This window comes from Streptomyces sp. L500, from assembly GCF_054551825.1.
In genome coordinates this window covers 48297-74765 of record NZ_JBTOLC010000017.1, presented here as the reverse complement: position 1 = coordinate 74765, position 26469 = coordinate 48297, and the positions used below count along the sequence as shown (strand labels likewise).

The window sequence follows — 26469 nt, the reverse complement described above, 5'->3', positions numbered from 1 at the left end:
GCAGGTCCTCGCCCGGGCGGCGTAAGGCGCCGCCACCGGTCCGCAACCGTCTGACCAGCGCGTATCCCTCGTCGGCGCCCAGCCCCACACCTCTATACACACCGTGTATACACGCGGTGTAGAGTCGCCCGCATGTCCATCGCGCACACCCTTCTCGGCCTCCTGGAGGCCGGCCCCCGCCATGGCTACGACCTCAAGCGCGCCTTCGACGAGCGCTTCGGCCACGACCGCCCCCTGCACTACGGCCAGGTCTACTCGACCATGTCGCGGCTGCTGAAGAACGGGCTCGTCGAGGTCGACGGCGTCGAAGCCGGCGGCGGCCCCGAACGCAAGCGGTACGCCATCACCGACGCCGGCGTCACGGACGTCGAGCAGTGGCTCGGCCGGCCCGAGAAGCCCGAGCCGTACCTCCAGTCGACGCTCTACACCAAGGTCGTCCTCGCCCTGCTGACCGGCCGCCCCGCCGACGCCGTCCTCGACGCCCAGCGCGCCGAGCACCTGCGGCTGATGCGCGACCTGACCCGCCGCAAGAGCTCCGGCGACCTCGCCGACCAGCTGATATGCGACCACGCCCTGTTCCACCTGGAGGCCGACCTGCGCTGGCTGGAACTGACGGCCGCCCGGCTCGACCGGCTCTCGAAGGAGGTCCAGGCATGATCCCCGCCGGTTCCCTCCTCGCCGCCTCCGGCCTGCGCAAGGCGTACGGGCTGACGACCGCGCTCGACGGCGCGGACTTCTCCATCCACCCCGGCGAGGTCGTCGCCGTCATGGGCCCCTCCGGCTCCGGCAAGTCCACGCTCCTCCACTGCCTCGCCGGCATCCTCCGCCCCGACGCCGGCACCGTCCGCTACGACGGCCGCGAGCTGTCCGCCCTCTCGGACGCCGAGCGCAGCGCCCTGCGCCGCACCGAGTTCGGCTTCGTCTTCCAGTTCGGCCAGCTCGTACCCGAGCTCACCTGCCTGGAGAACGCCGCCCTCCCGCTGCGCCTGACCGGCACCAAGCGCAAGGACGCCGAGGCCGCCGCGCTGCGCTGGCTGGAGCACCTGGAGGTCGCCGACGTCCGCCACCACCGGCCCGGCCAGATATCCGGCGGCCAGCAGCAGCGCGTCGCCGTCGCCCGCTCCCTGGTCACCACCCCACGCGTGATCTTCGCCGACGAGCCCACCGGCGCCCTCGACTCCCTCAACGGCGAGCGCGTCCTGGAGCTGCTGACCAAGGCCGCCCGCGAGACCCGCGCCGCCGTCGTCCTCGTCACCCACGAGGCGCGCGTCGCCGCCTACTCCGACCGCGAGGTCGTCGTCCGCGACGGCCGGGCACGCGACATGGCGGGTGTCCATGGCGCCGCCTGAGCCCACGGCGGGCCCCGGCTCCCCGGGCTCCGGCTCCCCAAGCCCCGACTCCCCGGGCCCCGACTCCCCAAAAACTGGCCGCCCCCGCCCCACCGGCCCCACGGGCCCGGCCGCCTGGGCCCGCGACCTGGCCATGGGCGCCCGGTTCGCCGTCACCGGAGGCCGCGAGAGCCTGCTGCGCACCGCGCTCGTCGCCATCGGAGTCGGCCTCGGCGTGGCCCTGCTGGCGATCGCCGCGTCGGTGCCCCACCTGTCCGCCGCCCGGGAACACCGCGAGAACGCGCGCTCCGTGAACGACGAGGGCAACAGCCGGAGCATCAAGGCGAGCGACCGCACCCTGCTCTACCAGGCGGTCACCACCGACTTCCACGACAAGCCCCTGGAAGGCGCCCTCCTCCAGCCCGAGGGCCCCCGCGCGCCGCTCCCGCCGGGCGTGTCGGCCCTGCCCGCCCCCGGCGAGATGGTCGTCTCCCCGGCACTCGGTGACCTGCTGCGCTCCGCCGACGGCAAGCTGCTGCGCGAGCGGTTCCCCTACCGTGTCGCGGGCGTCATCGGCGACTCGGGCGTCCTGGGCCCCGACGAACTCTTCTACTACGCGGGCAGCGACCGGCTCCGCCTGGACGCGCCCCACGGGCCCGGCATCCACGACGCCACCGTGCGCATCGACCGGTTCGGCCACGAGGAGGGCGGCGAGCCGCTCAGCCCGGTGCTCGTGGTGCTGATGAACATGACGTGCGTGGTGCTGCTGCTGCCGATCGGCATCTTCATCGCCACGGCCGTCCGCGCCGGCGGCGAACGCCGCGACCGGCGACTGGCCGCGCTGCGGCTCGTCGGCACCGACATCCGCGCCACCCGCCGGATCGCCTCCGGCGAGGCGCTGTGCGGCGCCCTGCTGGGCCTGGTCGTCGGCGCGGGGGCCTTCCTCGTCCTCCGCGACTTCGCCTCCGGCATCACGATCCGGGACGTCGCCGTCTCCCCCGCCGACCTGGTCCCGTCCCCCGCCCTGGCAGCGCTGATCGCCGTCGCGGTACCGGCCGTCGCCGTCCTCGTCACCCTGATCACCCTGCGCCGCGTCACCATCGAACCGCTGGGCGTCATGCGCCACACCGCGGCCCGGCGCCGCCGCCTCTGGTGGCGCCTGCTGATCCCGGCGGCGGGCCTGGCCCTGCTGCTCCCGCTCTTCGGCGGCGTGACGATGGACCCGTACGCGGGCGACTCCAGCACCTACCAGGTGGCCGGCGGCGGCATCCTCGTCCTGATCGGCATCGCGGCCTTGCTGCCCTGGCTGCTGGAGGCCGGTGTGGCCCGCTTCCGGGGCGGCCCGGTCTCCTGGCAACTGGCCACCCGGCGTATCGAGTCGAACCCCGGCCCGGCCGCCCGCGCGGTCGGCGGCATCACCGTGGCCATGGCCGGAGCCATCGCCATCCATATGCTCTTCGCGGGCGTCCAGGGCGAGTTCGAGGAGGGCCTGCCGACGCACTCCCGGATGTCGGGCGTCTACCGGGGAAGCACACCCGCCGAGGTCCGGAGCTACACCAACAGCTTCCGCGCCACCCCGGGCGTCCGGGAAGCGCTCGTCACCGTGGACCAGTTCGCGCACAAGAGCAACGACGCGGCGAGCAGCGCCACCGGTGTGACCGTCGGCGACTGCGACACGCTGCGCCGGCTGGCCAAGCTGGACTCCTGCCGGGACGGCGACGTGTTCGTCGCGGACGCACCCGAACCCGGACTCGGCCGCTCGGCGGAATTCCCGCCCGGGACCCGGCTGTTCATGGAGGACAGGCCCTACGGGAGCGACAGACGCAACGGGCGCGAGCCCCGGACGTACGAGTGGACGATCCCCGCGTCCGCCCGGGTCGTCCAGGGGCTCAAGGACCCGACGGGCATGTACCACCACGGCGTGCTGGCCACCCCGTCCACCATCGACTTCGCGGCCCTGCCCGACCCCACGACCATGGTGGCGATCCAGCTCGAACCGGGGAACCTCGAAGCCGTCGAACGCGTCCGCAACACGGCCGCCGCCATCGACCCGTTGATGCGCGTATACCGCATGGGCGGCGTGCGGAAGGAATCCAACTACGCCATGCTCCAGCAGGCTCTGCTCGTCGGCACCGGCCTCTTGCTGGCGCTGATCGGCGCGGGTCTCACGGCGACGACGCTGGAGCAACTGCGCGAGCGCAGACGCCTGATGTCCACGCTCGCGGCCCTGGGCGCACGGCGTACGTCGGTCATCGGCTCGGTGCTGTGGCAGACCGCGATCCCCGTGGTCCTGGGCACGGCCCTCGCGGTGGCGGGCGGCCTGGGCCTGGGCTGGGTGATGCTCCAGGTGGTCAACGGCACGGTCCGCGACTGGCTCGACTTCCTGCCGGTGGTGGGGGTGGGCGTAGGCATGATCGCCCTGGTGACGACCCTCTCCCTCCCAGCCGTCCACCACATGACCCGCCCGAACGGCTTGAGAACGGAGTGAGTGGGATGCGGGCCACTGGCCCGCATCCGCCCCGTAAACCTCAGCCCCCAACCACCCGCACGGGCAACCTCGCCAACTCCTTCCGCAACGCCGCGGCGAACGCCTCGAACTCCCCCTGCCGCGCCGCCCCCACCCGCATCGCCAACGCGATCCGCCGCGAAGGCGCCGGCTCCGCGAAGTACCCCGTCGCGAGCCGGTCGCTCCGCCCCGTCTCCACCCGCAACGCGGTCCGCGGCAGCAGCGTGACACCCAGCCCGCCCCCCACCAGCTGCACGAGCGTGGAGAGCCCGGCCGCACTGGTGGTCGTCTGGATCCCGTCCGTGCGCCCGGCCTCGTGGCACACGTCGAGCGCCTGGTCCCGCAGGCAGTGCCCCTCGTCGAGCAGCAGCAGGTCGAGCTCGCGCAGCGCCTCGCGCGGGATGTCGTGCCGCCCGGCCAGCCAGTGATCACACGGCGTGACGAGGACGAAGTCCTCGTCGAAGAGCGGGATCTCGCTCACGCCGGGCACCCCGAGCGGCACGGCGAGCAGCAGCAGGTCGAGCCGCCCCTGGGTGAGCCCGTCCAGCAGCGAGGACGTCTGCTCCTCGTGGACCTGGAGGTCCAGGTCCGGGTACGAGTCGTGCACGAGCCGCAGAACGATCGGCAGCAGATAAGGCGCGACCGTGGGAATCACCCCGAGCCGCAGCACCCCCGTGAACGGCGCCCGCGCGGCATCGGCTTCCTCCATCAGCGCGCCCACCGCGTCGAGGACCGTGCGGGCGCGGGCGGCCAGCCGCTCACCCGCCGGGCTGAGGAGCACCTTTCTCGTCGTACGCTCGAGAAGCTGAATGTCGAGCGTCTCCTCCAGGGCCGAGACGGCGCTGGAGAGCGCGGGCTGGCTCATGCCGATGGCCGTGGCGGCGTCGCGGAAGTGGAGATGCTCGGCGACGGCCACGAAGGCGCGCAGCTGCGCCAGGCTGGGCTGGCGGGGGCGCGCCGGAGACCCTCCGGGCCCTCGTTCCGGCCGCCCCTGGGTTATGGACGACGACATCACTGATAACCACCTCCGATCAACATCACCCAGTCTAGCTATTTCCGCTATCAATGCCTCCTGTGGCACTGTGGTTCCTGTCCAACCCGCAGGAAACCCCACGAACGGGAGGTTTCCTCGTTGCAAGGAGAGCGCGTGCTCACTGTCGGTGACAAGTTCCCCGAGTTCGACCTGACCGCCTGTGTGGACCTCGACGCGGACAAGGCCTTCGCGCAGATCGACCACAAGACCTACGAGGGCAAGTGGAAGGTCGTCTTCTTCTGGCCGAAGGACTTCACCTTCGTCTGCCCGACCGAGATCGCCGCGTTCGGCCAGCTGAACGACGAGTTCGCCGACCGTGACGCCCAGATCCTCGGCGTCTCCGGCGACTCCGAGTTCGTGCACCACGCCTGGCGCAAGGACCACAAGGACCTGCGCGACCTGCCCTTCCCGATGCTGGCCGACGCCAAGCACGAGCTGATGCAGGCCTGCGGCGTCGAGGGCGAGGACGGCTACGCCCAGCGCGCCGTCTTCATCGTGGACCCGAACAACGAGATCCAGTTCGTCATGGTGACCGCCGGTTCCGTCGGCCGTAACCCCAAGGAGGTCCTGCGGGTCCTCGACGCCCTGCAGACGGACGAGCTGTGCCCCTGCAACTGGAACAAGGGCGAGGACACCCTCGACGCCGTCAAGCTCCTCTCGGGCGAGTGAGCTGATCTCCCATGGCCCTCGATGAGCTGAAGTCCGCCATACCGGACTACGCCAAGGACCTGAAGCTGAACCTCGGCTCGGTCATCGGCAACTCCGACCTGCCGCAGCAGCAGCTGTGGGGCACCGTCCTCTCCTGCGCGATCGCGACCCGTTCGCCGATCGTCCTGCGCGAGCTGGAGCCCCAGGCCAAGGAGAACCTCTCCCCGGAGGCGTACACCGCCGCCAAGGCCGCTGCCGCGATCATGGCGATGAACAACGTCTACTACCGCACCCGGCACCTGCTGTCGGACCCGGAGTACGGCAACCTGCGCGCGGGCCTGCGGATGAACGTCATCGGCAACCCGGGCGTGGAGAAGGTCGACTTCGAGCTGTGGTCCCTGGCCGTCTCCGCCATCAACGGCTGCGGCATGTGCCTCGACTCCCACGAGCAGGTGCTGCGCAAGGCCGGCGTGAGCCGTGAGGTGATCCAGGAAGCGTTCAAGATCGCCTCGGTCCTCCAGGCCGTCGGCGCCACGCTGGACGCCGAGGCCGTGCTGAACGGCTGAGCCTTCGCTCCACACGGAACGGGCCCCCGACCGACCGGTCGGGGGCCCGTTCCGTCATGCGCGGCGACGCGCGTCAGGAGGAGACCTCCGGTGGGGTCTCCTCCTTCGCGTACGCCCGTAGGTATCCGACGACCGTATTGGTCACCGCCACCAGCGGCACCGCGACGACCGCGCCGCCGATGCCCGCGGTCATCGAGCCCGCGGCGACGGCGAGGACCACGGCCAGCGGGTGGACGCGCACGGCGCGGCCGAGGATGAAGGGCTGGAGGACGTGGCCCTCGATCTGCTGCACCGCGAGCACCACGGCGAGCACCATCGCCGCCGTGAAGACGTCCCGCGTGACGAGCGCCACGACGACCGCCAGGGCGCCGGAGACGACGGCGCCGACCAGCGGGATGAAGGCGAACAGGAAGATGAAGACGGCCAGCGGCACATACATGGGCACCTTGAGGAAGTAGAGCCCTATGCCGATGAAGATCGCGTCGATCAGGGCCACTATCACCGTGCCGCGCACATAGGCCGTCAGCGTCGCCCAGGCGCGCGGGCCCGCGCCCGCGACGCCCTCGCGGGCGGCCTCGGGCACCAGCTTGAGGAGCCACTGCCAGATGCGGGGGCCGTCGTAGAGCAGGAAGAGCGTGCTGAACATCGCGAGCAGGATGCCCGTGAGCACCTCGATGATGACCTGCACGCCCTCTATGCCGGCGGAGGTGATGTCCTTGGTGCTGGTGCCGATGGCCTCGCTGAGCTTGTCGGCGATGTTGTTGATCTGGCCCTGGGTGACGTGGAACGGGCTGTTGAGCAGCCAGCGCTTGAGCTCGGTGATGCCGTGCTGGACCTGCTTGGACAGGTCGTCGAGGTTCTCCGTCACCTGCCAGACCACGAACCAGCCGACCAGGCCCATGACCACGAAACCGGACAGGAACGTCAGGGCCGTGGCGAGCCCGCGCGGCACACCGCGCCGCTTGAGCAGGGCCACGGTGGGCTGGAGCAGGGCGGTGATCAGCAGTCCGGCGACGAAGGCCAGCACCACCAGCCGCACCGCGCTGATCACCCGCATCAGCACCCACAGGGTGCCCGCGAGCACCAGCAGCCGCCAGCCGACCTCGGCCGCGACCCGGACGCCCCAGGGGACGGCGGCGACGGGATCGGGACGTGCCGCGGGCGCGGCATGGGCCACCGGGACGGACGGCGGCACGGCTCCGGCACCGGATCCCGTCGCCGGATCGGGCACGGGACCGGATACCGGTCCCGCCGGGGCGGCCCCCGGCGCGGAGGGCGAGGCGGCGGCGGACGGGGAGACGGGCGTGGCGGCGGACGCGGCGGACGCGGGCATCGGCGTGGCTACGGCACCGTGCACGGCCCCGGACACCGGGCCGGACGCCTGGCCGGCCGCGGGCTGCGCCTCGGCGGTCGCCTTGCGGGCCTCGAGCCGTTCGCCGAGCCGTACCAGACCGGAGCCCAGCCCGCCCAGCCATTGTGGCAATCTGGACATTTTTCTTCCTCTACCCCCACTCCCCCGTGGCCATACCCGTCGACGTTACCTGGCCGGTGGGACAACGAAGCCCCCGACCTTCGCAGGTCGGGGGCTTCCGCTGGTCAAGAGGCGGCGGCGGGGCCTAGTACCACTGGTTGGCCTGCCAGAACGACCAGGCGCCACAAGGGCTGCCGTAGCGCTCGTTCATGTAGCTGAGGCCCCACTTGATCTGGGTGGCCGGGTTGGTGCGCCAGTCGGCGCCCGCGGACTCCATCTTGGTGCCGGGCAGCGCCTGGACGAGACCGTAGGCACCCGAGGAGGCGTTGGTGGCGGTGTAGTCCCAGGTGCTCTCGTTGTTCACGATGTTGCTGAAGCACTGGAACTGATCGCCCGGGACCATCTGCCGGGCCATCGCCTGGACCTCGGCGACGGAGTAGGAGCTCTTGGCCGCGAAGGACGAGGCATCGCGGGTGGCGGAGCGGCTGGAGACCTGCTCCTTCTCCTCGCGCTCCTTGGCCTTCTTCTCGGCCTCTTCCTTCTCCTTGGCCTCGGCCGCTTCCTTCTTCGCCGTGGCGTCCTCGGCGGCCTGCTTGCGCGCGGCCTCCTCGACGTCCTTCTTCGCGGCGTCGTCGGCGACCTGGGCCTGCGTCTCCGCCTGCTGCGTGAGGGAAGCGGTCTGCGCCTGGACGTTCTGTCCCGAGGGGATGGCGGCGAGAAGCGTCGTGTCCGCTGCGGTGGCCTCGACGTGATCCGTCGTGCCCTGATCGTTGCCCGCTGCGACACCGACGACGGCGCCCACGGTGGTGACCGCGGTGGCGGATGCCACGGCGAATCCCCGGACAGAAATCCGGCTCACACGTTTTCCTTCCAGCATCGCCCGCATAGGTGACCTCGCGGACGCGACGTGCCCCTGGCGCGGGCCTCCGTCAGTACCGGTCCTGATGAGGACCGGCCGGTCACTGGAGGCACTGACCCGGTGGGCCCTCCTTGCGGAGGTCCGCGAACGCTCGGGCGGCATACGGCGACGCTGTTCTGTTGTCCGTTCCGCATCGCCCCCGGAGGGGCTCAAGTGCCGTATGCGGGGCCTGACAGGAAGCAGACTCTGCCTGAACGCCACGCTCCGAGGCAATTCTTGGTCACGTGGGAAAGCTCACACCCCGTTTATCCCTACGGCTTTACGGAAACAGCGGCGGCGCACGACGGCGCGCGGCTAAGCTCCTCGGCTTCGCCGCGCGCCCGCCGGGACGGAGCCGGTCAGATCCGACCGTCCTCCAGCAATTCGGTCACCAGCGCCGCGATGGGCGAACGCTCCGACCGCGTCAGGGTCACGTGCGAGAAGAGGGGATGCCCCTTGAGCTTCTCGACCACGGCGACCACGCCGTCGTAGCGCCCGACGCGGAGGTTGTCGCGCTGGGCCACGTCATGGGTGAGCACCACCCGGGAGTTGGCCCCGATCCGCGACAGGACCGTGAGCAGCACGTTCCGCTCCAGCGACTGGGCCTCGTCGACGATGACGAAGGCGTCGTGCAGCGAGCGGCCACGGATGTGGGTGAGCGGGAGGACCTCCAGCATGCCCCGCCCCACGACCTCCTCGATCACCTCGGAGGTCGTCACGGCCGAGAGGGTGTCGAAGACCGCCTGGGCCCAGGGGCTCATCTTCTCGGCCTCGCTGCCGGGCAGATACCCCAACTCCTGCCCGCCCACCGCGTACAGCGGCCGGAACACCATCACCTTGCGGTGCTGACGGCGCTCCAGCACCGCCTCCAGGCCCGCGCACAGCGCCAGGGCCGACTTGCCCGTGCCCGCGCGGCCGCCCATGGAGACGATCCCGATGTCCGGGTCCAGCAGCATGTCCAGGGCCACCCGCTGCTCGGCGCTGCGGCCGTGGATGCCGAACGCCTCCCGGTCGCCGCGCACCAGCCGCACCTCGCCGTCCGCCGTGACCCTGCCGAGCGCCTTGCCGCGCGCGGACTGGAGCACCAGCCCGGTGTGCACGGGCAGTTCGGCGGCCTCGGGGACGTACACGCGCTCGGCGGTGAAGAGTTCGTCCACCTGCTCGGCGGTGACGGTGAGCTCCGCCATCCCCGTCCAGCCGGAGTCGGTGATGGCGAGCTCGGCGCGGTACTCCTCGGCCAGCAGTCCGACCGCGGACGCCTTGATGCGCAGCGGCAGGTCCTTGGAGACGACGGTGACGTCGTACCCCTCGGCCTGGAGGTTGCGGGCGACCGCGAGGATGCGCGAGTCGTTGTCACCGAGGCGGAAGCCGGCGGGCAGTATGCCCGGATCCGAGTGGTTGAGCTCCACCCTGATCGTGCCGCCGAGCTCGCCGGTCGGGATCGGCGAGTCGAGCCGGCCGTACCGCACGCGGTACTCGTCGAGCAGGCGCAGCGCCTTGCGGGCGAAGTAGCCGAGCTCGGGGTGGTGCCTCTTGGCCTCCAACTCCGTGACCACCACGACGGGCAGCACGACCTCGTGCTCCTCGAAGCGGGACACGGCTCCTGGGTCGGCCAGCAGGACGCTGGTGTCGAGGACATAGGTGCGCCGGTCGCCATCACGGCGCTTCTTGCTGTTCACCACGGGTGGACGAACCCCCTCGTGCTTCAGGTAAGGGCGCACCGCCGTTGTGAGAAACGGTGGCGCGGGAGATGGGCCGGGGCCTGGCCCTCCAGGGTCGCCGGTCGTCATCCGGCCCACCGTCCTTGCCGTGCGGGCGCTCCGGCCCGCTCGGTCCGCACGGTCGTCGTCCTGGTGCAAAGGGCCTCCCGGGCGGGCGGCCCCGTGCCGCCCACTGGCAGAGCGACGGTCGCGGTTCCGACCGTCGGCCTGCTGGGGATATTCCCGCTGTACCGCGTGAGCATGCAACGGCATATGCGTCGCGCAGGTGAACGATTGATCCGTCGTTACCCGTACGTCAGTTCGTCAGACGTGGGAACGGGCGTTCCGTCAGCACCCGTATGCGGGGACGTAGCCGGGCCCCTGCCCGGCCGCCTGTTCGGCCGTCTGGTTCAGCCGCCGTAGCGGCGGTGGCGCGCGGCGTAGTCGCGGAGCGCGCGGAGGAAGTCGACCTTGCGGAAGGCCGGCCAGAAGACCTCGCAGAAGTAGTACTCGGAGTGGGCGCTCTGCCAGAGCATGAAGCCGGACAGCCGCTGCTCGCCGCTGGTGCGGATGATGAGGTCCGGGTCGGGCTGGCCGCGCGTGTAGAGGTGCTTGGTGATGGCGTCGATGTCGACGGTCTCGGCCAGCTCCTCGTGGGAGACGCCGTTCTCCGCGGCTTCCAGGACCAGGGAGCGGACCGCGTCCGCGATCTCCTGCCGGCCGCCGTAGCCGACCGCGACATTGACCAGTATGCCCTCGCGGTCGATCGTGTCCTGCTCGGCTTCCTTGAGGACCGACTGGGTCCGGGCCGGGAGGAGATCGAGGGTGCCCACGTGGTGGACGCGCCAGCGGCCGTCCGCGGCCAGGCCGCGCACCGTGTTCTCGATGATGCCGAGCAGCGGGCTGAGCTCCTCGGCCGGGCGGTCCAGGTTGTCCGTGGAGAGCATCCACAGCGTGACGACCTCGACGTCGGTCTCCGCGCACCAGCCGAGCAGCTCGGAGATCTTGTCCGCGCCCGCCTGGTGGCCCTGCTCGGTGGTCCGGCCGTCCGCGCGCGCCCAGCGGCGATTGCCGTCGAGGATGACACCGATGTGCTTGGGCACCTGGGCGTGGTCGAGGCGGCCCTCCACCCGGCGTGCGTAAAGCCTGTACACCAGGTCGCGCAACTTCACTCTTCCTGCCCCTCCATGCCACGGCGGTCGCCCCGAGGGCGCCACACTACTGCCAGCGTGTCGCGAGGACCCAACTCGGCCTGTCACAGGACCGTGATAGTCAGATGCACATGACCGATCCCTCGCTCTACCGCGCGGCCGAAACGCGCTACGACTCCATGGAGTACCGGCGTACGGGCCGCAGCGGGCTGAAGCTGCCTGCCATCTCCTTGGGACTGTGGCACAACTTCGGTGACGACCGCACCCTCGACTCGCAGCGGGCCATTCTGCGCCGGGCCTTCGACCTGGGCGTCACCCACTTCGACCTGGCCAACAACTACGGGCCGCCGCCCGGTTCGGCCGAGCTCAACTTCGGGAAGCTCTTCGCCCAGGATTTCCGGCCCTACCGGGACGAAATCATCATCTCCACCAAGGCCGGCTATCTGATGCACCCCGGCCCGTACGGCGAATGGGGCTCGCGGAAGTATCTGCTGTCGTCGCTCGACGCGTCGTTGCGCCGGATGGGTGTCGATTACGTCGACATCTTCTATTCGCACCGTTTCGACCCGCACACCCCGCTCGAGGAGACGATGGGCGCCCTGGCGTCGGCCGTCCGGCAGGGCAAGGCGCTGTACGCGGGCATCTCCTCGTACAACTCCCAGCAGACCCGTGAGGCCGCCCGGCTGCTGCGCGAGATGGGCGTGCCCGCGCTGATCCACCAGCCGTCCTACTCGATGATCAACCGCTGGACGGAGGACGACGCGCTGCTCGACACCCTGGAGGACGAGGGCATGGGCTGTATCGCCTTCGCGCCCCTCGCCCAGGGCCTGCTCACGGACAAGTACCTGCTCGGCGTCCCGGAGGGCTCCCGCGCCTCCCAGGGCAAGTCGCTCGACCCGGGGCTGCTCACGGAGGACGTGGTGCGCCGGCTGAGCGGCCTGAACGAGATCGCGGCGCGGCGGGGGCAGTCCCTGGCCCAGCTGGCGCTGAACTGGGTGCTGCGGGACGAGCGGATGACCTCGGCGCTCATCGGCGCGTCCAGCGTGGCGCAGCTGGAGGCCAATATCGCCGCGCTGGGCGCCGCCCCGCTGGACAAGGCGGAACTGGCCGAAATCGATGCCCTGGCGGTCAGCACGGAGGGCGTGAACATCTGGGCCCGCCGGGGAGATTCCTAGTTCGTCAGCGGCCGGAATCCCGGTCCGCGTCCTCTTCGGGATACCCGGCGATGGTTGGCCAGGCCATGATCATCGCATTGGCGTGGCACAACTCGACACGGAGAGTGACGAGGGGGAAAGAAAACGGGCCGGTCCGTGGGGGGGATACGGACCGGCCCGAGGGGGGGTTTCCACCATAACCGGTCCGAGGCCCTCCTTGCTGCATCGGCGGGGGTGACAATGCGTGGCGTGCTGACTTGCGGCCAAGAAGTTGATCTTGTGCGGGCCGTTTTGCGGAGCCGGGTCGAGCCCCCTCGAACCCTTCATTGCTGGGCTGAAGGCGCAGAACCGGCCATCCGGTCGCTATCCGGAATCCGGCCCACCGCTCCTCTGAAAATGTCTTGCAAAGTCATCATCGGCTTGACGTGATTCCGCATTCCGGACGTCATTGACATCACGGCGAAGTCACGGGGACATCACGCGAGCCTCTCGACGGGCTTCGGACGAACCTCCGGCGGGCTCCCGATGGGCCCTCGCCGCCCTGAAGGGAAGGTCGGGAGCGAGGGTGAGGGCGCCGATCACGGCCATACCGGCCCCGAGCCACAGCGGCGCGCGAAGACCGAAATCGGCTATCGCCAGTCCGCCGACGAACGACCCGATGATGATCCCGAAGGTGATGAAGGACGAGTGGACGGTGTTGACCAGCGGCCGGGCATTGCCGACCCGCTGCACACGCGTCACCATCGCCGGATTCATGGTCACGCCGACCAGGCCGATGCCCATCATGAACACCACCGTCGGCGCCTTGAGATGGGCCAGCAGTGCGAATCCCGTGAGAAAGACCAGGTTAAGGACTAGACCAAAGAGCAGGACGGTCACGGTGTGGCGATCGGCGAGCCGCCCGACGATGTTGTTGCCGATCACGGTCGCGGCCCCGTAGCCGATAAGCAGCAGCGGGACGGTGCCGGCGCCGAATCCCGTCACCTCGGTGAGGATCGGGTTGAAATAGGAGAACGCGCAGAACGTCGCGCCGATGACGCAGGTGCTGGTGGAGAGGGCACGCCAGAGCCCGCGATTCCGGAAGACTCCCATCTCCTCGCGGAGACTCCCGCCGTCCTCGGCGTGTGGCACGTCCGGCACCCCGGCGAGCGTGCACAGCGCCGCGAGGAGGGCGAGGCCCGTGATGACCCAGAAGGCGGCGCGCCAGCCGAGCCGCTCCCCGATCACCGTGGACATCGGCAGCCCCAGCAGCGTGCCCAGCATCAGGCCGTTCATCAGCACGGCCACCGCCCGGCCCCGCACCTCGGGACGGGTCAGCTGGGCGCAGAGCGAGATGGCCGTGCCGAAGAACGCCTGCGAGGCGACACCCGTGATCACACGCGCCGCCACCATGACCCCGTAGCCGGAGGCCGTGGCGGCCAGCGCGTTGCCGAGCAGGAAGACCACGAAGAGCACGGCCAGGGCCCGCTTGGGGCGCAGCCTCAGCACGGCGACGGTCAGGAGGGGCCCGCCGAGGGACATGGCGGCCGCGAACGCGGTGATCAGATAGCCGATCTGCGGGATGGTCGCGTCCAGCCCGTCGGCCATTTGCGGCATCAGTCCGGCGACGACGAATTCGCTGGTCACCATGGCGAAGATGCCTAGTGCCAGTACGTATACGGCTCGGGGCATGGCAGCTCCCTGATTCTTGTTTTGTATCGGTCAGTTCAAAATTCGGGCATGCGCGGGCGCGCGCGGACGGGGGTGAAGAAGGCGATCGGGTGTCAGATCGCGTCGAGGGCGGTACGGGCGATGGCGCGCAGCGCCGCCTCGCCCGCACCGGCGCGGGCCGCGACCCGGATGCCGCCGACGGTCGCGGTCACGAAGTGCGCGAGCGCGCTCGCGTCTTTCGCCGGGTCGATCTCGCCGGCCCGCTGCCCGGCCTTCAGGGCCGCGGTGAGCGTGTCGTGGCGGCGGGCGTAGTCACGCTCCAGCTCGTGCGCCACCTCCGGGTCGCGCGAGGCCAGTTCGACGGCGGTATTGACGTAGAGACAGCCTCGGCCGCCGCCGTCCGCCCCGGCCTCCTCCGCGAGGACGTTGTCCAGCAGGGCGCGGACCTTCTCGCGGGCGGGGACGTCCTCCTCCAGCAGCGCTGCCAGTTGATCGCTTTTGCGACGCATGTACAGCGCGAGGGTGCGGAGGAAGAGGTCACGCTTGCTGTGGAAGGTGTTGTAGATGCTGCTGCGGCCCAGACCGGTGGCCTCGCACAGATCCTGGGTCGAGGTCGCCTCGTATCCGGCGGTCCAGAACGCCTCCAGCGCGGCGTCGACCGCCCGCTCCTCGTCGAACTTCCTCGGTCGGGCCATGAAGTGACCGTAACAGCTTTTGGATCAGTCGGTCCAATACTGGTGCGCCCGCTAGACGACCTGGAAGTCGCCCATCATGGCCATGTCCTCGTGTTCGAGGTTGTGACAATGCAGCATGTAGCGACCCCTGTAGCCGGCGAACCGTGCGAGAACCTCCACCACCTCGTACGGACGGACGTCCACGGTGTCCTTCCAGCCCGCGTCCGCGGCGGCGGGCGGCCTGCCGCCCCGGGCAACGACCTGGAACTGGGCGAGGTGGACATGCACGGGGTGGTGGAAATCGCTGCTGAAACGCCACCGCTCCACACTGCCCAGGCGCGGGGATGCCAGCACGGCGCCGGTGCGGAACGGCCGGCCGTTGATGGTCCACATCTGCCGGTCCTCGCCGCCCTCGCCGGTGGGGGTCCGGCGGAAGTCGAAGACCCGCACCGGCATCGCCGCGCTCGGCGAGAGCCTCTCGAAGGAGGCGGCGAGCCGGGCCGGGACGCGGCTGTCGTCCCGCTCCCCGCGCCGTCCCCGGCGCACGACGTGGAACCGCATGACGTCACGCATGCCGCCCTCGGCGGCGGAGTTGCGCAGGGTGATCCGGCTGCCGACGGGAAAGCCGGCGAAGTCGACGACGACGTCGCAGCGTTCGCCCGGCGCCATGTCGACCGCGGCGAGTGACTGGGGCGCGGCCAGCAGCCCACCGTCGCTGCCGATCTGGACGAACCGGCCGGGCCTGCCTTCGTCGGCTTCGAGGCGGAGCCGGTAGCGGCGGGCGTTGGAGGCGTTGAGGAAACGGAAGCGGTAGCGGGTGGCGGACACCTCAAGGACGGGCCAGGGCGCGCCGTTGACGAGCTGGACGTCGCCGAGCACCCCGTCGGGAAAGGCGTCGTGACCGTGCCCGGGGGCGCCTGCGGGGGCGGGGGCGGGGGCGGGATAGCGAAAGGAACCGTCCTCCTCGAAGGAGCGGTCGCACAGCATCAGCGGGACGTCGCGGTCACCGCCAGGCAGCGGCAGCCTCGCTTCTTCCTCGTCGCCGATGAGGAAGAAGCCGGCCAGGCCGCGCCAGACCTGCGGGGCGCTGAAGTCCATGCGGTGGTCGTGGTACCAGAGCGTCGCGGCCCGCTGCGGCAGCGGGTACTCGTAGGTGCGGTAGCCGATGGATACCCGCCCGTCATGCTCGTCCCCCATGCTGTCGTGGGCTTGGCTCGGACCGCCGGGTGAGCAACGGGCGGGCAGGAGCAGGTCGGTGGGGTAGCCGTCGGACTCCGGAGGGGTGACGCCGCCGTGCAGATGCGTCACGGTCGGGACGGCGAGGCTGTTGCGCACCCGGAGTACGGTCCTGCGCCCCGAGCGGGCGACGAAGGTCGGGCCGGGGAAGATCCCGTCGTACCCCCACACCGTGGTCTTCCGGCCCGGCAGGATCTCCATGCGACCCTCGCGCTGCTCGACCTCGTAGACGTCGGCTCCGCCCTCGCCGCGTACCGGCCGGGCGACCGGCGGAACCGGCAACGGGACGCCGAACGGCTTGGGCGGCGGCCCCTCGCTCGCCAGCACCCGGCCCGTCGACGCCCCGGCCAGGCGGGCCCAGCCCGCCGCACCAACGGTCATCGCCGCGCCGACCCCGGCCGTCAGGCCGAGGAACCCGCGCCGGCTGCTCAGCCTGCCCAGGCGCCTCATCCGGCCACCTCCAACGGCCGGCCCGTCTGCTGCGCGGCGCGGGTGCTGGCGTGGGTGCGGGTACTGGCGCGGGTGCGGGTGCGGGTGCTGGGCCGGTGGGTGAACGCCCAGCAGGCCAAGGCCGTCGCGCAGCCGAAGACGGCCATCCCCAGCGGTATGTGGCCCGCGAGCACGCGGGCCTCGCCGAGCCCCCGCTGCACGCTCACCAACGCCACCAGCACCGCGCTCGCCACCACGGGCCAGCCCGGACCGCGCAGGCGCCGCCACACCAGCAACGCCGCCACCGTCTCCAGGACGGTCAAGGCGCTCAGCACGTCGGCGTTGGCCGCGTGCCAGGCCAGGAGGTCGAGATTCCCGGTGACGAAGAGACCGGCCAGGGCTGCCTGCGCGAGCGTGTCCAGCAGCACGAGCACGGCCGTGGCGCGCAGCAGCCGCAAGGGCCAGCGACGCCCGTACCCCTTCCGCACGCTCACCGGGACCGGGCCTCGTCACCCTGGGCCCGCCCGCCCTGCTCGCTCCGCTCGTACGCCTGGAAGCCGTCCTCGACGCCCAGGAAGATCTCGCCGAAGGTGAGGTAGCCCTCGGCGATGACCGGTGTGTCGCGCAGGGCCTCGATCAGGAAGTAGTACGCGCCCAGGTCCTCCGTCTCCAGCACGACGAAATCCGAGAAACGGCCGCTGAACGCCTCGGCGTCGAAGAACCGGGCCCGGACGCGGTCGGCGTAGGCGGCGAAGGCGGGCTCCAGATGCGCCTCGCGCATCGCGTTGCGCTGCTCGCGCGACAGCGCCAGCCACCGCTCGGTGACGGTGTAGGTGAGGACGATGCCGTACTTCATGGGACTCCCCCGACAAGCATTTGCTAACGGTGTTAACTTTCGAGGGAAAGGTAAAGTGATAGGCGTTAACTTTGTCAAGGGAAGCGTCGAGGGAAGGCGGGCCGAGCCCCATGTCCAGCACCACGGGAGCCCGTACCGGCCGCAAGCACCGCGTTCGCGAGGAGGCGCTGGCGGAGATCCTGAGGACGGGGCGGCGACTGCTGGTCGAGGAAGAGCCGGGGGCCGTCACGCTGCGGGCCATCGCCCGCGAGATGGGCATGACCGCGCCCGGCCTGTACCGCTACTACGCGGGCCACCGCGACCTGATCCAGGCCCTGGCCTCGTCCCTCTACGACGAGCTGGCCACCGCCCTCGCCACGGCCCGCGACCGCCACCCGGCCGACGAGCCCGGACGACGGCTGCGCGAGGTGTGCCGCGAACTGCGCCGCTGGGCGCTGGACCACCCCCGCGAGTTCGGCCTGCTGTTCGCCAAGCCGGACGCCGACGCCGACACCACGCCCGGCACCACCGCCCACGACTCCAGCTGGCGCTTCGGCGGCGTCCTCCTCGACCTGATGGTCCAGCTGTGGCGGAACGGCGGCGTCCAGCCGCCGCCCACCGCCCTGGACCCCGCCTGGGCGGCCCAACTCGAGGAGGTCCGCGAACACCTCTCCGGCGAACCCGTGCCCCTCGACGTCATCTACGTCTTCGTCGCCTGCTGGGCCCGTCTGTACGGAGCAGTCGCCGTGGAAGCCTTCGGCCACCTCGACTTCGCCCTCACCGACCCCGAACCCCTCTTCGAGCACACCCTCGACGACATCCTGACCACACTGGGCGCCACCCCCGACGCCGACCACCGCTGAGAACCGCTGCAATACTGGGGCATGCAGGAAGAGACGGCACGCTCCGCGATCGACACGTTCATCTCCGCGTTCAACGCCTCGGACGACAGCTATGTGACTGCCCTGCTCTCCCAGGCCCTGACCTCGGACGTGGTCTTCTGGGGGCCGTTGGGTCGCAGCGAAGGAATCGCTGCGGTCGAGCGGTTCGTGCTGGACATCCGGCGCCACCCGGCGGGGACCGGCACGATGGTGCGCTGCTCGGCGGTGGACATGCCCGACGAGTGGGCCCGGTACCAGTGGGTCTTCACCACGCCCAATGGAGGCCCCCGCCTGGCGGGAACGGACGTCGTCCATCTGCGGCGAAGCCTCATCGACCAGGTCATCGTCTTCGCGGGGGAGATCGAGCCGTCCGCCTCCTGAGTCGCCCTTCTGCCGCTGTCCCTCGCTTCAGCCCTTGGCTCGTAGGGCGCCTGCCAGGACGCCGGCCCAGGCGCCTGCGATCAGGAATGGGCCCAGGGGTATGGACGCGCCTCGGGGGACGCGGCGGGTGACGCGTAGGGCGTTGCCGTAGCAGGAGGCGAGGAGCATGCCTGCCAGGGCGCCCTGGAGCAGGGGCCACCAGCCGTACCAGCCGAGGGCGCAGCCCAGGCCCGCGGCGAGTTTCACGTCGCCGAAGCCCATGCCGCTCGGGTGGAGGAGGAACAGCACGAGATAGCCGCCGCCCAGCGCCAGCCCGCCCAGGAGGGCGTGGGGCCAGGAGCCTGCCGCGCCCGGTATCAGCGAGGCCGCTCCGAGCAGGAGCGCCGTCCCCGCCGCCAGGGGCAGGGTCAGGACGTCCGGCAGGCGGTGCACCTGCCGGTCGACGCCCGCCAGCACCACCCCCACGGGCACCGCGAGCAGCCACACGGCCAGCTCGGGCCGTATCCCGACCGCTGCCGCGAGCCCCCCGCACACCACGGCCGTCATGACCGCCGGCCACCACGGCGGCGCCGGCGCGCCCGGCCCGTACCTCTCTCCGCACACGCCGCAGCGCGCCGCGCCCACCCAGCCGCCGACGGCGTGCCCGCACGGGGCCGTGGATCTCCACCCCTCCTCCGGCTCCACGGCCAGCCGGAACCGCGCGCGCCGTGTCAACACCCCGGCGAGGGCGCCATACACAGCGGCAACGGCGATCAACACAACGTCCATGCCCCGAGGTTACGTACGTTCGCCGATTCTCGCCGGGGCCTGTGGATAACCTTGGCGCATGGCCCGCCACCAGGACGGTTTCACTCAACTCCACGTCGTTTCCAGCGGGATGATCACACCGCTGGAGATCGCCGCCTCCTACCGGGCCCGGACACGCGGCCTCCTCGGCCGCGATTCCCTCACGGGCGCCCTCCTCCTGACCCCCGCCTCCGGCGTCCACACCTGGCGCATGCGCTTCCCCATCGATGTCGCGTATCTGGACCGGCACTTCACCGTGCTCACCGTTCGCACCATGCGACCCGGGCGCCTCGGGCTTCCCCGGATCAGGGCCCGTCACGTCCTGGAAAGCGCGGCGGGCGCGATGGCGGAGTGGGGCCTGGCGCCCGGCGTGCGCGTCGAGATCCTGCCGTCCGGCTGACCCCCGGGCCCGCCACGGCCCCTCCCCGCCCCCCGTCTGCGCCGGGCACGGAACGGGTAGTACGGATTTATCCGGCACGTCCCTTCTGTGTGCGCGCCTCACGAGGAGCCAGTCACCATGAGCGCTACATCCCCCGGCCCTGACGCCCTCCTGCGAATCGCCTCCGGCTTCATGACCGCGAAAGTCCTGCTCACCGCCAGTTCCCTCGGCCTCTTCTCGGAGCTGGCCGAGCGCCCGCTCACCGGCGACGAACTACGCGCCCGCCTCACCCTTCACCCCCGTTCCGCGCATGACTTCCTCGACACCCTCGTCGCCCTCGGCCTCCTGGAGCGCACCGGCGGTGCATACGCCAACACCCCCGCCACCGCCCGCTACCTTGTCCGCGGCGAACCCACCTATCTCGGCGGATTCCTGGAGATGACCGATGCCAGGATGTACGGGCTCTGGGGCCGGCTCGAAGCGGCGCTGCGCACGGGCGAGCCGCAGAACGAGATCGAGTCCGGCGACGAGGACATCTACGCCACCCTCTACGCCGACCCCGATCGCCTCGCCGCCTTCCAGCAGGCCATGACGGGGCTGTCCATGGGGTCCGTCCTCGCCCTGGTCGACGCGATCGACTGGTCCCCCTACCGCACGGTCGCGGACATCGGCTGCGCCGAGGGCTTCCTGCTCACCAGGCTGCTCCGCCGCCACCCACACCTCCGGGGCACCGGCTTCGACCTGTCCGCCGTCGCGCCCGCCTTCCAACAGCGGCTCGCGGAGTCCGGCCTCACAGACCGGCTCGCCTTCCGCGCCGGGGATTTCTTCACCGAACCGCTGCCACAAGCGGACGTGCTCATCTTCGGCCACATCCTCAGCAACTGGGACCTCCCCACGTGCCGGACGCTGCTGCGCAAGGCCCACGAGGCGCTGCCGGACGGCGGACTCGTCGTCATCTACGAGACGCTCCTCGACGACGACCGCCGGGAGAACGTCGACGGTCTGCTCATGAGCCTCACCATGCTCCTGGAGACCCCCGGCGGCTTCGAGTACACCGGCGCCGACTGCCGGGGCTGGCTGGCCGACGCCGGATTCCGCGAGAGCCATGTGCGGCATCTGTCCGGGCCCGAGTCGATGGTGATCGGCAGGAAATGACCCTCGGCGTCCCTGGCCAGGCTGTTATCCGCACCGCCCCCTGGCCCCCCGGCCGTCGCCCGTCCCACCCGTCACCCGTCACGCCGACGTGCCAGCAGCGCCCACGCCCCCAGCCCCAGCAGCAACGTCGTCCCCGTGCCGATCCCCACATAGCCGATCGTCCGCAGCCACTCCTTGCGCGGGCCGGTGCCGGCCGAGGCCACCAGTTCCCCTCCCACGCCGCCCTCGCCGCCCGGGTGGCCGCCGCTCCCCTGCGACCGTCCGACGCCCTGGTCGGCCTTGCGCGCGCCCGCGACGTCCACCCGCAATGTGACCGGCACACCCGCCCCACGTGAGCCCTGCCGCACCTTCGGGCTCAGACTCACCTGGAGGTAGTACCAGCCCGCGAAACGCATGCCCCGCACGACCTCACCACCGCCACCGGCACCACCGCCGTACGCCGCCGGGGGCGTGGCCAGCGAGACGGTGGCCGGTTTGCCCTGGTAGCCGGTGGTCTTGTTCATGACGAAGCCGCGCGCGGCGTTGTTCAGCCCCAGCCGTACGCCGCCGATCACCATCGGAACCCCCTTGTCCGCCCCGCCGAACTCCGCGTCCGCGAAGAGTTGTTCCCCGGCGTCGACCGATACGCGGTAGAACCGCGTGTCCCCGGGCCTGAGCTCGTCGCGCCACGTCCCCGGGCGCAGTTCGGCGGCGTCGTTGAAACCCGTGCCGCCCGCGATGCCCTCCGCCGCGCCCTGCGGCGGCTTCGGCGGCGCCTGCGAGCTCCACGCCCCCGGCGCCGACAACGTATCGGCGGATTCCGTGCGTTGCGGCGGCTCCGCCACGTACTTCAGCTCGATCGGTACGGCCGAGGCGTCCCCGCCCAGCGCGTCCCCCCGCTCCACGACGAACCGGTACGAACCCGGCGCCCCGCACGCCGCGCCCGGCTTCACCACGCGTTCCGCGTAGTCCGCGACGGGGTACGCGCCGCCGACCGACAGGAACGACCGGTGCCGCACCGTCCCGCACTGCGTCCCGTCCGGCGCCTGTAACGACACGTCGATCCCGTCCCGCAACCCCATCGCGCTCCCGGCCTTCGGTACCGCCACCGCCGACACGTACGCGCTCGACTGAGCGTCCAATTCGACCGTGTAGTACTTCGTTTCCTTCGGCTTGATGCTGTCGGTATACGTACTCGCGCCCGCCTTCAGCTCAGGACCGCGATCAGCGCTGTTTTCAGCTCCCTGCACGGCAGTCGCCCCCGAAGCCATCCGGTACGCCGCCGGCTCATCCGCCGCCCCGGCCGCCTCCGCCTTACCCGCAGCCCCGACGAGCACTCCGAACGCCGTCGCCACCACGACGAGCCCGCCCCTCATGTCCCGCCTCCCTCACCGCTCCCCGCTCGGGCGGCCCCATCCTGCCCTGCCATCCCGCATACGCGCGACCGCTCCAACTCGTATACGGTGAACGATCAGTTCCGGCCAAACGTGTGGCTGGATTGATCCGTATCTCTCGGTAAGGAAACCTATGCGTCGTCGCATATCCGCACTTGTCCTGACCGCCGTCATGGCCGGCACCGGTGCCGCCCTCGTCACCGCCCCCACCGCCCAGGCGGCCGCCATCACCTGCGACGTGGCGAAGCTCCACCGCGACGCCGACGTCCTGAAGCAGAAGGCCGCCCGCCAGAAGCGCGCGGGCCAGCGCGAGGCCGCCCGCCGCACCCTCGCCCAGGCCGACGCCCTCATGCGCCGCGCCGCCCAGTGCGACGCCTCGGAGCGCAACGCGTCGCACCACTTCTGACAGGTTGCCGCCCAGGGCCGAACCACCGCGTCGCGGTGAACCGACCCTGAACCTGCGGCACCTTCTGTCAGCAGAGCGCCGCCGCGTAGTCGGCTGCCCCTTGGCGTGGGAGGTTCACCCATACCCGGGTGCCCTCCCGCGCCGGGGCCGGGCGGATCACCCCCCAGCTCCCCTTGCACTCGTGCACCACGCACGCGAGGAGATAGAGCATCTTGCTGCGGCGCGCCGCGCACTTCGCGGACCCGTCCGGATCCACGTGCCGCGTGTGCGGATCCCACACGACGATCCTCACCCCTTCCTGCTGCCAGCCGACGGACAGGCACAGGACCTGTCCGGGCTCGAACAGCGCCGCACACGCGACGAGTTCGCCGGTTGCCTGGAGGGCCGGTGGCAGCAGGTCCGCCAGCCCGTGCGCGGTCAGCGCGTTGTGCACGCTCGTGCGGGCCACCGCGACCGCGTGCGGTTCGCCCGGGATGGCGTAGCTGTAGGCGAGCGATTCCGGGGAGCGGGTGGTGGGGGTGAGTGAGAGGTGGTCGGAGGGGTCGGTTGCGCTCGGGGTGACGGATGGGCAAATGCTTGCGGATGGCATGGCGACGACTCCCGTGTGGGTGGTCTGAGCTTGCGGAGTTCGCACGCGCGCTGCGGCGTACGCCGGTGGCTTGTCTCCCTGACGCGGGCACGTCCCTCCCAGGGACGGAGAGTTCGGGCATGCCCACGTGATGCGCTTCCGGCTGCGCCGGGCTTCTGCGGTGCACTACCGAAGCTAACGAGTGCGTGACACGCGTGCCACGCCGGAGGTGGCTATTACCCCTATCGGGTGAGGTGTTGACGTCCGTGCACGGCCCCACAGCGGCGCGCTGTAGGAATGGACCATGCCACCCAGGAAGACACCCACTGAACGGCAGAAGCGGCTGGGCGCCGAGCTGCGCAGAATGCGTCTGGCGGCAGGCCTCTCCACCGACTACGCAGCCGGATTGCTGGGCATCGACCGCACGAAGATCTCCAACATCGAGGCCGGTGTGCGTGTCATCACGCCCGATCGCCTGAGGACGTTGGTCTGCAACTACGCATGCGATGACCATGCCTACATGGCCGCCCTTGAGGCCATGGCCGCAGACCGCGAGCGTGGCTGGTGGGAGCGGTTCCGAGGATCTCTGCCAGCAGGTTTGCTGGACATCGCCGAGTTGGAGTGGCACGCCGCACGGGTACGCACTTCACAGGTCATGCACCTGCCCGGCCTCCTCCAGACCGAGGAGTACGCGCGAGCGATCTTCGAGGCGGTGCTTCCGCGTCTGCCAAGGCTGGAGGTCGAGCTGCGTGTGGCTCATCGGATGGAGCGGCAGCAGATCTTCGAGCGCGACAGGCCCCTTGAGTACGTGGGCTACATCCACGAAGCAGCGCTGCGCATGCAGTTCGGCGGCAGGAAGGTGACCAAAGACCAGTTGAACTACCTGCTCAGCGCATCCGAGCGCGATGGCACCGTCCTGCGCGTACTGCCCGTCGAAGCAGGAGCGCTCCCAGGTGCCGGACACGCCACCTTGTACGCCGAAGGGCCGGTGCCCCAGCTGGACACCGTCCAGCTCGACCAAGCCCACGGCCCGGAATTCCTGTTCGCGGAATCACAACTCGCGAAGTGCCGTGCGCACCTCGACTGGATGGATGGAGCTTCGCTGGACCCTGCACGGTCCCAGGACTTCATTAGAACCATCGCACGCGACTTGTGAGGAATGCATCCATGAACCACATCACTTGGGAAGCCCCCTACTGCGGCGAGGGCAACAACTGCTTCCGAATAGGAACCGACAGCGCTGGCCACGCCTACATCGCCGTCGCCGGTGCCGAAGACCGCTACCTCACCGACAGCCGCGAGGCGCTGCGCGCCCTCATCCGCGACATCAAGGCGGGCAAGGCCGATCACCTCCTCTAGCGCGACCGGAAACCCTTTGCCCGGGCCAGGAGGCAGTCGGTACCGTCCGGTCTCGTTCTCCGGCCCTGGTGCTTGTCCGAGGTCGCCGCCGTCCTCGACACCACCAGGTCGGTCGACTGGGCGGACGACTTCCCCGCCGAAGGCGACAGCGGCCTGGCGGTGGGCTCGATCGGACCGTTCTGGCCGCCCAGTGAGGGAACCCTCGAAATCGGATACGGCATCGTGGCCTCCCGCCGAGGCCGGGGCTACGCCCCCGAGGTCACCCGGGCTTTCGCCGGGGTCGGTGGCGTGCCGCCGGCCCCCGCGTGGCAAGGGCGCCGTTCAGGCCGCTCCCAGCTCCAGCCGGTCCCGCAGCCCCGCGGCCGTGAAGGCGTCGGCCAGATGCGTGCGCCCCTCCGTGAAGTGGCCCCAGCTGTCGAAGTGGACGGGCACCACGCGTCCGGCGGCCAGGATGGCGGCGGCCTCGGCGGCCTGGGCGCTGTCGAGGGTGAGCAGAGCACCGTCGAGCAGCGCGGTGCGGGCGGCGCCGGCGAAGAGGACGGCGGTGTCGACGGGGGCGAAGCGGTCGGCGATCCGCCGGACCACGTCCAGCGAGGCGTTGTCACCGCTGACGTAGACGGTGGGCAGGTCGGGGGCGGTCAGGACGAAGCCGATCACCTCGCCCGTGACGGGCTCGCAGCCCTCGGGACCGTGCTGGGCCGGAGTGGCGGTGACGGTCAGGGTGCCGCCGTCGGGGCGGGGCAGGTCGACGGTCTCCCAGGGAGCCAGGCCCCGGGCGGTGCCGCCGAGGCGGCCCGCGCCGCCACGGGTGGTGAGGGTCAGGGGGACGTCGGCCAGCAGCGCACGGCCCGAATGGTCGAGGTTGTCCGGGTGCTCGTCGTGGGAGAGCAGGACCACGTCGATCGGGGCGAGTCGGGCCGGGGTGACGGCGGTGGGGGCGGTCTTGGTGAGGGCGCGGCCGTCGCCTATGGGGTACTCGCCCGGGGCGTCGAAGGTGGGGTCGGTGAGGAACCGCAGGCCGCCGTACTCGATCAGGGCGGTCGGGCCGCCGAAGACGCTGACGGAGGTCTGCTCGGTGGGCCTGCCGGTTTCCGACGTCATGTCATTTCCTCACGGGTTGAAGGAATGTTTTCCGTGAGGTGACGGTAGGCGAGCCTCACGGAAACGCGCAAGGCTTAACATGAGAACCATGAAGGACGCAGCGCCCGACGAGCCCGCCCCGCCGCCCGCACCCGGCGCGGAGCAGTACCCCGCACTCGACTTCGCCAACACCGCGCTCGCCCTGCCGGGCGGCCTGTTCCCGGACCTCCTCGGCTCGCCCGAGGCGGCGGCGCGATGGCTGGCCGAACGCGACCTCGTGCCGGCCGGCACCGAGCTGCGCGAGGTGTGCGCGATCCGGATACGCGCCCTCCGGGATCAGCTACGGGCCCTGCTCACCTCCAGGATCGACGCCCTGCCCCCGCCGGACGGGACCCTGCGCGCCGTCAACGACGCGCTGACCGCCGCCCCCGCGGCCGCGCTGCTGCGCTGGGATCCCACGCGGGGCCTGCACCGTGTCCAGGCGCATCCCACCGAGCAGGTCGTCGACCACGCCCTCGCGGTCCTCGCCGCCGACGCCGCCGACCTGCTCACCGGCCCCGACGCCGGACGGCTCGCCGCCTGCGGCTCGCCGCCCTGCCGGCGCTACCTCCTGCGCACCCACGCCCGTCGCCACTGGTGCTCGGTGCGTTGCGGCGACCGTGCCCGCGCGGCCCGTGCCTACGCGCGACGCACTCGGAGCGAGGGCGCGTGAACCGGTGCGCGGTGGCGGGCCTTGGAATACGCCCCTGGTCCTAGGCCCAAAAGGCGAGCCGGTCCCGTCGATATACAGAGGCGCGGACCGCACTCCACCGCCTACCGTCG

General features: G+C 71.0%; 28 protein-coding genes. 14 read left to right on the top strand and 14 right to left on the bottom strand.

What is annotated here, in order from left to right:
• Positions 1–132: 132 nt before the first annotated feature.
• Genes ACX9I7_RS17960 through ACX9I7_RS17950 form a run of 3 tightly spaced genes read left to right on the top strand, consistent with a single transcriptional unit; the run spans position 133 to position 3816 of the window.
• A complete protein-coding gene (locus tag ACX9I7_RS17960; RefSeq protein WP_358624480.1) occupies positions 133–657 on the top strand; it encodes a PadR family transcriptional regulator in 525 nt (174 codons plus the stop codon).
• Entirely contained in the window at positions 654–1349 is a 696-nt protein-coding gene (locus tag ACX9I7_RS17955; RefSeq protein WP_387566813.1) for an ABC transporter ATP-binding protein, read from the top strand. Before ACX9I7_RS17960 ends, ACX9I7_RS17955 begins: the two co-directional genes overlap by 4 nt.
• Positions 1336–3816, top strand: coding sequence for an ABC transporter permease (locus tag ACX9I7_RS17950; protein WP_459387872.1), 2481 nt, complete (start codon positions 1336–1338; stop codon positions 3814–3816). Before ACX9I7_RS17955 ends, ACX9I7_RS17950 begins: the two co-directional genes overlap by 14 nt.
• Before the next feature lie 40 nt (positions 3817–3856).
• Here ACX9I7_RS17950 and ACX9I7_RS17945 read toward each other — a convergent pair whose 3' ends face one another.
• Entirely contained in the window at positions 3857–4846 is a 990-nt protein-coding gene (locus ACX9I7_RS17945) for a LysR substrate-binding domain-containing protein (RefSeq protein ID WP_387566819.1), read from the bottom strand.
• A gap of 135 nt (positions 4847–4981) precedes the next feature.
• Here ACX9I7_RS17945 and ACX9I7_RS17940 point away from each other — a divergent pair, with 135 nt between their 5' ends.
• Entirely contained in the window at positions 4982–5536 is a 555-nt protein-coding gene (locus ACX9I7_RS17940; protein ID WP_189451664.1) for a peroxiredoxin, read from the top strand.
• 11 nt (positions 5537–5547) lie between these two features.
• Positions 5548–6081 carry an alkyl hydroperoxide reductase gene (locus ACX9I7_RS17935; protein ID WP_126915797.1) on the top strand — a complete coding sequence of 178 codons (534 nt, stop codon included), beginning with the start codon at positions 5548–5550 and terminating at the stop codon, positions 6079–6081.
• A 73-nt stretch (positions 6082–6154) separates the two neighbouring features.
• Here ACX9I7_RS17935 and ACX9I7_RS17930 read toward each other — a convergent pair whose 3' ends face one another.
• The 4 genes from ACX9I7_RS17930 to ACX9I7_RS17915 form a co-directional block, all read right to left on the bottom strand.
• Positions 6155–7573, bottom strand: coding sequence for an AI-2E family transporter (locus ACX9I7_RS17930; RefSeq protein ID WP_459387871.1), 1419 nt, complete (start codon positions 7571–7573; stop codon positions 6155–6157).
• Between the two features lie 124 nt (positions 7574–7697).
• Positions 7698–8411, bottom strand: coding sequence for an aggregation-promoting factor C-terminal-like domain-containing protein (locus tag ACX9I7_RS17925; protein ID WP_459387870.1), 714 nt, complete (start codon positions 8409–8411; stop codon positions 7698–7700).
• A 398-nt stretch (positions 8412–8809) separates the two neighbouring features.
• Positions 8810–10132: a PhoH family protein gene (locus tag ACX9I7_RS17920; RefSeq protein WP_126915794.1), complete on the bottom strand. Its 1323-nt coding sequence runs from the start codon at positions 10130–10132 to the stop codon at positions 8810–8812.
• Positions 10133–10560: 428 nt separating this feature from the next.
• Positions 10561–11322 carry an isoprenyl transferase gene (locus ACX9I7_RS17915; protein ID WP_387566830.1) on the bottom strand — a complete coding sequence of 254 codons (762 nt, stop codon included), beginning with the start codon at positions 11320–11322 and terminating at the stop codon, positions 10561–10563.
• A gap of 110 nt (positions 11323–11432) precedes the next feature.
• Here ACX9I7_RS17915 and mgrA point away from each other — a divergent pair, with 110 nt between their 5' ends.
• Entirely contained in the window at positions 11433–12476 is a 1044-nt protein-coding gene (mgrA, locus tag ACX9I7_RS17910; RefSeq protein WP_459387869.1) for an L-glyceraldehyde 3-phosphate reductase, read from the top strand.
• A gap of 444 nt (positions 12477–12920) precedes the next feature.
• Here the strand turns inward: mgrA and ACX9I7_RS17905 are convergent, their stop codons facing one another.
• The 5 genes from ACX9I7_RS17905 to ACX9I7_RS17885 all read right to left on the bottom strand — a co-directional run bounded on the left by ACX9I7_RS17905 (position 12921) and on the right by ACX9I7_RS17885 (position 17300).
• The gene (locus tag ACX9I7_RS17905) at positions 12921–14126 is read right to left on the bottom strand and encodes an MFS transporter (protein WP_459387868.1); all 1206 of its coding nucleotides are present in this window, start codon (positions 14124–14126) and stop codon (positions 12921–12923) included.
• A gap of 92 nt (positions 14127–14218) precedes the next feature.
• Positions 14219–14800 (bottom strand): TetR/AcrR family transcriptional regulator, encoded by a 582-nt coding sequence (locus tag ACX9I7_RS17900; protein ID WP_459387867.1) that lies wholly within the window; start codon positions 14798–14800, stop codon positions 14219–14221.
• Between the two features lie 51 nt (positions 14801–14851).
• Positions 14852–16465 carry a multicopper oxidase family protein gene (locus ACX9I7_RS17895; protein WP_459387866.1) on the bottom strand — a complete coding sequence of 538 codons (1614 nt, stop codon included), beginning with the start codon at positions 16463–16465 and terminating at the stop codon, positions 14852–14854.
• Complete coding sequence (locus ACX9I7_RS17890) at positions 16462–16938, bottom strand: hypothetical protein (RefSeq protein ID WP_459387865.1); 477 nt, start codon at positions 16936–16938, stop codon at positions 16462–16464. Before ACX9I7_RS17890 ends, ACX9I7_RS17895 begins: the two co-directional genes overlap by 4 nt.
• Complete coding sequence (locus ACX9I7_RS17885; protein WP_387566848.1) at positions 16935–17300, bottom strand: darcynin family protein; 366 nt, start codon at positions 17298–17300, stop codon at positions 16935–16937. The genes ACX9I7_RS17890 and ACX9I7_RS17885 overlap by 4 nt, the downstream gene beginning before the upstream one ends.
• A gap of 110 nt (positions 17301–17410) precedes the next feature.
• On the opposite strand from ACX9I7_RS17885, the gene ACX9I7_RS17880 reads away from it, so the two are divergent.
• Positions 17411–18142 carry a TetR/AcrR family transcriptional regulator gene (locus ACX9I7_RS17880; protein ID WP_459387864.1) on the top strand — a complete coding sequence of 244 codons (732 nt, stop codon included), beginning with the start codon at positions 17411–17413 and terminating at the stop codon, positions 18140–18142.
• 21 nt (positions 18143–18163) lie between these two features.
• The gene (locus tag ACX9I7_RS17875) at positions 18164–18541 is read left to right on the top strand and encodes a nuclear transport factor 2 family protein (RefSeq protein WP_189451676.1); all 378 of its coding nucleotides are present in this window, start codon (positions 18164–18166) and stop codon (positions 18539–18541) included.
• Between the two features lie 27 nt (positions 18542–18568).
• Here ACX9I7_RS17875 and ACX9I7_RS17870 read toward each other — a convergent pair whose 3' ends face one another.
• Positions 18569–19309 (bottom strand): prepilin peptidase, encoded by a 741-nt coding sequence (locus ACX9I7_RS17870; protein WP_459387863.1) that lies wholly within the window; start codon positions 19307–19309, stop codon positions 18569–18571.
• 58 nt (positions 19310–19367) lie between these two features.
• Here ACX9I7_RS17870 and ACX9I7_RS17865 point away from each other — a divergent pair, with 58 nt between their 5' ends.
• On the top strand, positions 19368–19727 hold the full coding sequence (locus ACX9I7_RS17865) for a DUF192 domain-containing protein (protein WP_459387862.1): 360 nt from the start codon (positions 19368–19370) through the stop codon (positions 19725–19727).
• 117 nt (positions 19728–19844) lie between these two features.
• The gene (locus ACX9I7_RS17860) at positions 19845–20861 is read left to right on the top strand and encodes a methyltransferase (RefSeq protein WP_459387861.1); all 1017 of its coding nucleotides are present in this window, start codon (positions 19845–19847) and stop codon (positions 20859–20861) included.
• Between the two features lie 71 nt (positions 20862–20932).
• Here ACX9I7_RS17860 and ACX9I7_RS17855 read toward each other — a convergent pair whose 3' ends face one another.
• Entirely contained in the window at positions 20933–21982 is a 1050-nt protein-coding gene (locus ACX9I7_RS17855; protein WP_387566863.1) for a hypothetical protein, read from the bottom strand.
• A 385-nt stretch (positions 21983–22367) separates the two neighbouring features.
• Between ACX9I7_RS17855 and ACX9I7_RS17850 the strand changes: the two genes are divergently transcribed.
• Positions 22368–22640 carry a hypothetical protein gene (locus ACX9I7_RS17850; protein ID WP_387566865.1) on the top strand — a complete coding sequence of 91 codons (273 nt, stop codon included), beginning with the start codon at positions 22368–22370 and terminating at the stop codon, positions 22638–22640.
• Positions 22641–22707: 67 nt separating this feature from the next.
• On the opposite strand, the gene ACX9I7_RS17845 is transcribed toward ACX9I7_RS17850, so the two are convergent.
• Positions 22708–23229, bottom strand: a complete 522-nt coding sequence (locus ACX9I7_RS17845; RefSeq protein WP_459387860.1) for an ATP-binding protein — start codon at positions 23227–23229, stop codon at positions 22708–22710.
• Positions 23230–23512: 283 nt separating this feature from the next.
• Between ACX9I7_RS17845 and ACX9I7_RS17840 the strand changes: the two genes are divergently transcribed.
• Positions 23513–24364, top strand: a complete 852-nt coding sequence (locus ACX9I7_RS17840; protein ID WP_392754873.1) for a helix-turn-helix domain-containing protein — start codon at positions 23513–23515, stop codon at positions 24362–24364.
• Positions 24365–24375: 11 nt separating this feature from the next.
• Positions 24376–24567 carry a hypothetical protein gene (locus tag ACX9I7_RS17835; protein ID WP_459387859.1) on the top strand — a complete coding sequence of 64 codons (192 nt, stop codon included), beginning with the start codon at positions 24376–24378 and terminating at the stop codon, positions 24565–24567.
• A gap of 321 nt (positions 24568–24888) precedes the next feature.
• Here the strand turns inward: ACX9I7_RS17835 and ACX9I7_RS17830 are convergent, their stop codons facing one another.
• Positions 24889–25668 (bottom strand): MBL fold metallo-hydrolase, encoded by a 780-nt coding sequence (locus ACX9I7_RS17830; RefSeq protein ID WP_459387858.1) that lies wholly within the window; start codon positions 25666–25668, stop codon positions 24889–24891.
• A gap of 79 nt (positions 25669–25747) precedes the next feature.
• On the opposite strand from ACX9I7_RS17830, the gene ACX9I7_RS17825 reads away from it, so the two are divergent.
• Entirely contained in the window at positions 25748–26359 is a 612-nt protein-coding gene (locus ACX9I7_RS17825) for an ABATE domain-containing protein (RefSeq protein WP_358624546.1), read from the top strand.
• Positions 26360–26469 lie beyond the last annotated feature (110 nt).

Bases quoted from the DNA above. Each gene is read 5' to 3' on its own strand.
- ACX9I7_RS17960 (WP_358624480.1), top strand. From the start codon at position 133: ATGTCCATCGCGCACACCCTTCTCGGCCTCCTGGAGGCCGGCCCCCGC.
- ACX9I7_RS17955 (WP_387566813.1), top strand. From the start codon at position 654: ATGATCCCCGCCGGTTCCCTCCTCGCCGCCTCCGGCCTGCGCAAGGCG.
- ACX9I7_RS17950 (WP_459387872.1), top strand. From the start codon at position 1,336: ATGGCGCCGCCTGAGCCCACGGCGGGCCCCGGCTCCCCGGGCTCCGGC.
- ACX9I7_RS17945 (WP_387566819.1), bottom strand. From the start codon at position 4,846: ATGTCGTCGTCCATAACCCAGGGGCGGCCGGAACGAGGGCCCGGAGGG.
- ACX9I7_RS17935 (WP_126915797.1), top strand. From the start codon at position 5,548: ATGGCCCTCGATGAGCTGAAGTCCGCCATACCGGACTACGCCAAGGAC.
- ACX9I7_RS17930 (WP_459387871.1), bottom strand. From the start codon at position 7,573: ATGTCCAGATTGCCACAATGGCTGGGCGGGCTGGGCTCCGGTCTGGTA.
- mgrA (WP_459387869.1), top strand. From the start codon at position 11,433: ATGACCGATCCCTCGCTCTACCGCGCGGCCGAAACGCGCTACGACTCC.
- ACX9I7_RS17905 (WP_459387868.1), bottom strand. From the start codon at position 14,126: ATGCCCCGAGCCGTATACGTACTGGCACTAGGCATCTTCGCCATGGTG.
- ACX9I7_RS17900 (WP_459387867.1), bottom strand. From the start codon at position 14,800: ATGGCCCGACCGAGGAAGTTCGACGAGGAGCGGGCGGTCGACGCCGCG.
- ACX9I7_RS17895 (WP_459387866.1), bottom strand. From the start codon at position 16,465: ATGAGGCGCCTGGGCAGGCTGAGCAGCCGGCGCGGGTTCCTCGGCCTG.
- ACX9I7_RS17885 (WP_387566848.1), bottom strand. From the start codon at position 17,300: ATGAAGTACGGCATCGTCCTCACCTACACCGTCACCGAGCGGTGGCTG.
- ACX9I7_RS17880 (WP_459387864.1), top strand. From the start codon at position 17,411: ATGTCCAGCACCACGGGAGCCCGTACCGGCCGCAAGCACCGCGTTCGC.
- ACX9I7_RS17875 (WP_189451676.1), top strand. From the start codon at position 18,164: ATGCAGGAAGAGACGGCACGCTCCGCGATCGACACGTTCATCTCCGCG.
- ACX9I7_RS17870 (WP_459387863.1), bottom strand. From the start codon at position 19,309: ATGGACGTTGTGTTGATCGCCGTTGCCGCTGTGTATGGCGCCCTCGCC.
- ACX9I7_RS17865 (WP_459387862.1), top strand. From the start codon at position 19,368: ATGGCCCGCCACCAGGACGGTTTCACTCAACTCCACGTCGTTTCCAGC.
- ACX9I7_RS17860 (WP_459387861.1), top strand. From the start codon at position 19,845: ATGAGCGCTACATCCCCCGGCCCTGACGCCCTCCTGCGAATCGCCTCC.
- ACX9I7_RS17850 (WP_387566865.1), top strand. From the start codon at position 22,368: ATGCGTCGTCGCATATCCGCACTTGTCCTGACCGCCGTCATGGCCGGC.
- ACX9I7_RS17845 (WP_459387860.1), bottom strand. From the start codon at position 23,229: ATGCCATCCGCAAGCATTTGCCCATCCGTCACCCCGAGCGCAACCGAC.
- ACX9I7_RS17840 (WP_392754873.1), top strand. From the start codon at position 23,513: ATGCCACCCAGGAAGACACCCACTGAACGGCAGAAGCGGCTGGGCGCC.
- ACX9I7_RS17835 (WP_459387859.1), top strand. From the start codon at position 24,376: ATGAACCACATCACTTGGGAAGCCCCCTACTGCGGCGAGGGCAACAAC.
- ACX9I7_RS17830 (WP_459387858.1), bottom strand. From the start codon at position 25,668: ATGACGTCGGAAACCGGCAGGCCCACCGAGCAGACCTCCGTCAGCGTC.
- ACX9I7_RS17825 (WP_358624546.1), top strand. From the start codon at position 25,748: ATGAGAACCATGAAGGACGCAGCGCCCGACGAGCCCGCCCCGCCGCCC.